The sequence below is a fragment of the Streptomyces sp. NPDC059679 genome (assembly GCF_042734105.1).
Classification (GTDB): Bacteria; Actinomycetota; Actinomycetes; order Streptomycetales; family Streptomycetaceae; genus Streptomyces.
The window spans coordinates 1-4,642 of sequence record NZ_JBHWES010000163.1 but is presented as its reverse complement, the minus strand read 5'-3'; the positions used below and the strand labels follow the sequence as shown (position 1 = coordinate 4,642).

Sequence of the window (4,642 nt, the reverse complement as noted above, 5' to 3'; positions counted from 1 at the left end):
TCCGAGAACGCCTTGCACCGCCCGTCCGGCGACAGCCCCCGCTGCCGCGAGAACTCGACAAAGGCCACGGGCGTCGACATCACCGTCACACCACCCGCCAACGCCAGCGAACACTCCCCCGCCCGCAACGCCTGCGCCGCCAAATGCATCGACACCAACGACGACGAACACGCCGTGTCGACCGTCACCGCAGGCCCTTCGAGCCCCAGCGTGTACGACACCCGCCCCGACACCACGCTGCCCGCACTGCCGTTGGCCTGATAGCCCTCGAACTCGGAGCCGTGCAACAGAGTCCCGTAGTCGTTGTACATCACCCCCGCGAACACACCCGTCCGGCTGCCCCGCAGCGACACCGGATCAATCCCCGCCTGCTCAAACGCCTCCCACGACGTCTCCAACAACAACCGCTGCTGCGCATCCGTCGCCAACGCCTCACGCGGACTCAACCCGAAGAACGCCGCGTCAAACTCCGCCGCATCCTGCAAGAACCCGCCTTCACGGGTGTAGGAGGTGCCGAAGTGGTCAGGGTCCGGGTCGTACAGCGCCTCAAGGTCCCAGCCCCGGTCGCTCGGAAAGCCCGAGATGGCGTCCTGACCGCCGAGCACCAGACGCCACAGGTCCTCCGGAGAACGCACCCCACCCGGATAGCGGCAGGCCATCCCCACGACCACCACCGGGTCATCGGACACGATCGGCAGCGCCTGGTCGCGGGCCTGGTCCGGGGCCGATCCGTCGGTCCGCACCCCGAACAGCTCGCGGTGCAGATGGTCGGCGAGCGCGACCACCGTCGGGTAGTCGAAGACGAGGGTGGCGGGCAGCCGAAGCCCCGTGGCGGTGTTCAGCCGGTTGCGCAGCTCCACCGCCGTCAGCGAGTCGAACCCCAGATCCTGGAAGGAGCGGGAGACCCCGACCTCGCCGGAGTCCGTATGCCCGAGCACCAGCGCCACCTGGCCACGCACCAGGTCGACCAGCGCCTCGCGACGGTCGGTGCCGGTCAGGCCGGTGAGGCGTTCGACGAGGGTGGCGGACTCGCCCGAGCTCGGCAGCGTATGCCGACGGGTGCGGGTGCGGATCAGGGAGCGCAGCAGCGGCGGGATCTCGCCACGTGCGCGCAGCGCGGGCAGGTCGAGCCGGACCGGTACGACGGCGGCCTCACCCGTCGCCAGCGCCGCGTCGAACAGCGCGACGCCCTCCTCGACGGACAACGGCGGCGTACCCGCGCGCGTCATGCGTTCCATGTCCGCGTCGGTCAACCCGCTGGTCATTCCGCCTGCCCGGGACCATGGGCCCCACGCCAGCGACACCGCCGGAAGCCCGGCCTTACGTCGATGTTCGGCCAGCGCGTCCAGGAAAGCGTTCGCCGCCGCATAGTTCCCCTGGCCTGCCGAGCCGAACGTGCCCGCCACCGAGGAGAACGTCACGAAGGCCGTCAGGTCCAGTTCGCGCGTGGCCTCGTGCAGCGCCCACGCCGCGTCGACCTTGGGTCGCGCCACCTTGGCCAGCCGCTCCGGCGTCAGCGCCTCCAGTACACCGTCGTCGAGGACACCCGCCGTATGCACCACGGCCCGCACCGGGCGGTCCGCCGGTACGTCCGCCAGCAGGGCCGCCACCGCATCGCGATCCGCCACATCACACGCCACAGCGCGCACATGGGCGCCATGCCCCGTCAGTTCCGTGACCAGTTCGGCCGCCCCACTCGCCGCGCCGCCACTGCGGCTGGCCAACAGCAGATGCCGGACGCCGTGCTCGACCACCAGGTGGCGGGCCAGCACACCGCCCAGTCCACCCGTGCCGCCCGTGATCAACACGGTGGCCTCAGGATCCCACTCCACCCCGGCCGACTCCTCGCCAACTGCGGAGGTACGGACGGCGGGGGTATGGACAGCAAGGGTACGGAGCAGCCTGCCCGCCAGGACGGCACCGTCCCGGACAGCCGTCTGCGGCTCGTCCGACCCAAGGGCTTCGGCCACCGCCGCGGCGGACGGCTGCCCGCCGTCGAGGTCCAGCAGGGCGAACCGGTCCGGGTGCTCCGACTGCGCCACGCGGACCAGGCCCCATACGGACGCGGCCGCAAGGTCCTCTCCCGTGGTCGCGCCACGCGTCATGAACACCAGACGGGACCGCGTCCACCGCTCGTCCGACAGCCACGTCTGCAGCACACCCAGGATCCGGGACGTCACCTCATACGTGGCGCCCACCACATCGTCCTCGGGCCCCGACACGGGCATCAGCACCACGGCGGGGGGTGGGTCCTCGCCTGCCGCGAGGGCGGCGAGGTCTTCGCAGCCGACAACGGCCGGCCCCGTCGTCCGCAGCCCCTCGACGAGTCCGCCGTCATCGGGCCCGACGACAGCTACGGAGGCCGGGGGCACCGTCGACGCGCGCACCGGCGTCCAGCCCAGATGGAAGAGCGAATCCGCCACGGCGCCATCGGTGTGGTCGGTCGGCCCGGCCGACATCGCGCGCAGGGCAAGCGACTCCACGGAGAGCACGGGCCGCCCTGAGGGATCGGTGGCCTCCAGGGACAAGGTGTCCGGTCCGGCCGACGACAGCCGCACCCGTAGCGCCGACGCTCCGGCCCCGTACAGAGACACTCCCGACCACGAGAAGGGCAGTACACCGGGCCGGACCTCGGTCCCCGCCCAGGAGGCGGCGTGCAGCGCGGCGTCGAGCAGCGCGGGGTGCAGCCCGAAGGCGGCGGCGTCCGCCTCGGGAGCGTCCGCCAGCGCCACCTCGGCGAATACGTCGGTGCCGCGCCGCCATGCCGACCGCAGGCCCTGGAAGAGCGGCCCGTAGTCGAAACCGTGCTCGGCGAACCGCTCGTAGCAGCCGCTCAGATCCACCCGTTCGGCACCCTCCGGCGGCCACACCGGCCAGCCGCCCTCACGGCCGCCGCGCCCGGCCACCGCCAGCACCCCGACGGCGTGCAGCACCCACTCCTCCGACCGGCCCTCCGGCCGGGAGTACACGCTGACCGGGCGACGGCCCGCCTCGTCCGGGTCGCCGACAACCAGCTGCACCTGCACGGCGCCCTGCTCCGGCAGCGTGAGCGGCGCCGCCAGCGTAAGCTCCTCCACCCGGTCGCAACCGACCTCATCGCCCGCCCGGACCGCCAACTCCAACAGCGCGGTACCCGGCACCAGCACACGCCCCGACACCCTGTGATCGGCCAGCCACGCATGCGACCGCAGCGGAAGCGACAGCCGACCGGTGAACAGCCGCCCTTCGGAACCCGCCAGCTCCACGGCGCCGTTGAGCAGAGGATGCTCCGCCGAGGTGAGGCCGAACGCCACAGCGTCTTCGACCGACGGCTCGGGACGCGGCCAGAACCACCCGCGTTGGAAGGCGTAGGTGGGCAGATCCACCCGACGGGCACCCGGGAACAGGGCCGCCCAGTCGGCCTCCACACCATCGACGTACAGCTGCGCCAGCGCGGCGGTGACCGCGTGCTCCTCCCCCCGGTCCTTGCGCAACACCGGCACCAGCACCGCGCCGTCCGAGGCCGTTTCGGCCGCCAGGGCCAACAGCGACGCGTCCGGCCCGACCTCGACGAACCTGCGCACCCCGGCGTGGCCCAACGCCGCCATGGCGTCGGAGAACCGCACGGTGGCCCGCACATGCTCGACCCAGTAGTCGGCGGAGCACAGCTGCTCCTCCGTAGCGGGCCCGCCTGTCACATTGGACACCACCGGGATGGCCGGGGGCTGGTAGGACAACCCTTCGGCCACGGTACGGAACTCGTCCAGCATCGGGTCCATGAGCGGGGAGTGGAAGGCGTGTGACACCCGCAGCCGACTGGTCTTCCGCCCCTGCGCCGCAAACCGCTCCGCAAGCTCCAACACCTCCCGCTCCGCCCCGGACACCACCACGGAACCAGGACCGTTGACCGCCGCGATCGACACGTCACCCGACAGCAGTGGCACCACTTCGTCCTCAGCCGCCCGCACCGCCACCATCGCCCCACCGGCGGGCAATTCGTCCATCAACCGGCCTCGCGCCACCACCAGCGCACACGCGTCCGCCAGCGACAGCACTCCCGCCACATGCGCGGCCACAATCTCACCGACCGAATGCCCCACCAGGTAGTCAGGGGTGATTCCCCAGGACTCCAGCAGCCGGAACAGCGCCACTTCCACCGCGAACAGGGCGGGCTGAGTGAACTCCGTACGGTCAAGAAGCTCCGCTTCGCGCGTGCCGCCCTCGGCGAACAGAATCTCGCGCAGAGGGCGGCTCAGATGCCCGTCCAACTCCTCGATGGCGGCGTCGAGCGCGTCGGCGAAGACCGGATACCGGCCCGCCAGCTCACGCCCCATGCCGAGTCGCTGACTGCCCTGACCGGTGAAGAGGAAGGCGGTGGCGCCGGGTCGCGGGGCCGCCGAGCCGAGCACCACATCACTGGCGGACTCTCCCGCGGCCAGAGCGGCAAGCGCGTCCAGCGCACCCTGGCGGTCGCGGGTCAGCAGCACAGCTCGGTGCTCGAAACGCGACCGGGACAACGCCAAAGACAGCGCGACATCGGCCCTGTCCGCCTCGAGTCGCTCGGCGAAATGGGATCGGAGACGTTCCGCCTGGGCACGCAGCGCCGCATCCGTCTTGCCCGAAACCATCAGGGGGACGATGGCGGGGGCGATCGGCTCCTCGA

At 71.7% G+C, this 4,642-nt stretch carries 1 protein-coding gene; it reads right to left on the bottom strand.

Features of this window, described 5'->3' with window-relative positions:
* The coding region (locus ACFV2X_RS55290; RefSeq protein ID WP_385631847.1) for an SDR family NAD(P)-dependent oxidoreductase at window positions 1-4,642 on the bottom strand (4,642 nt) is incomplete at both ends.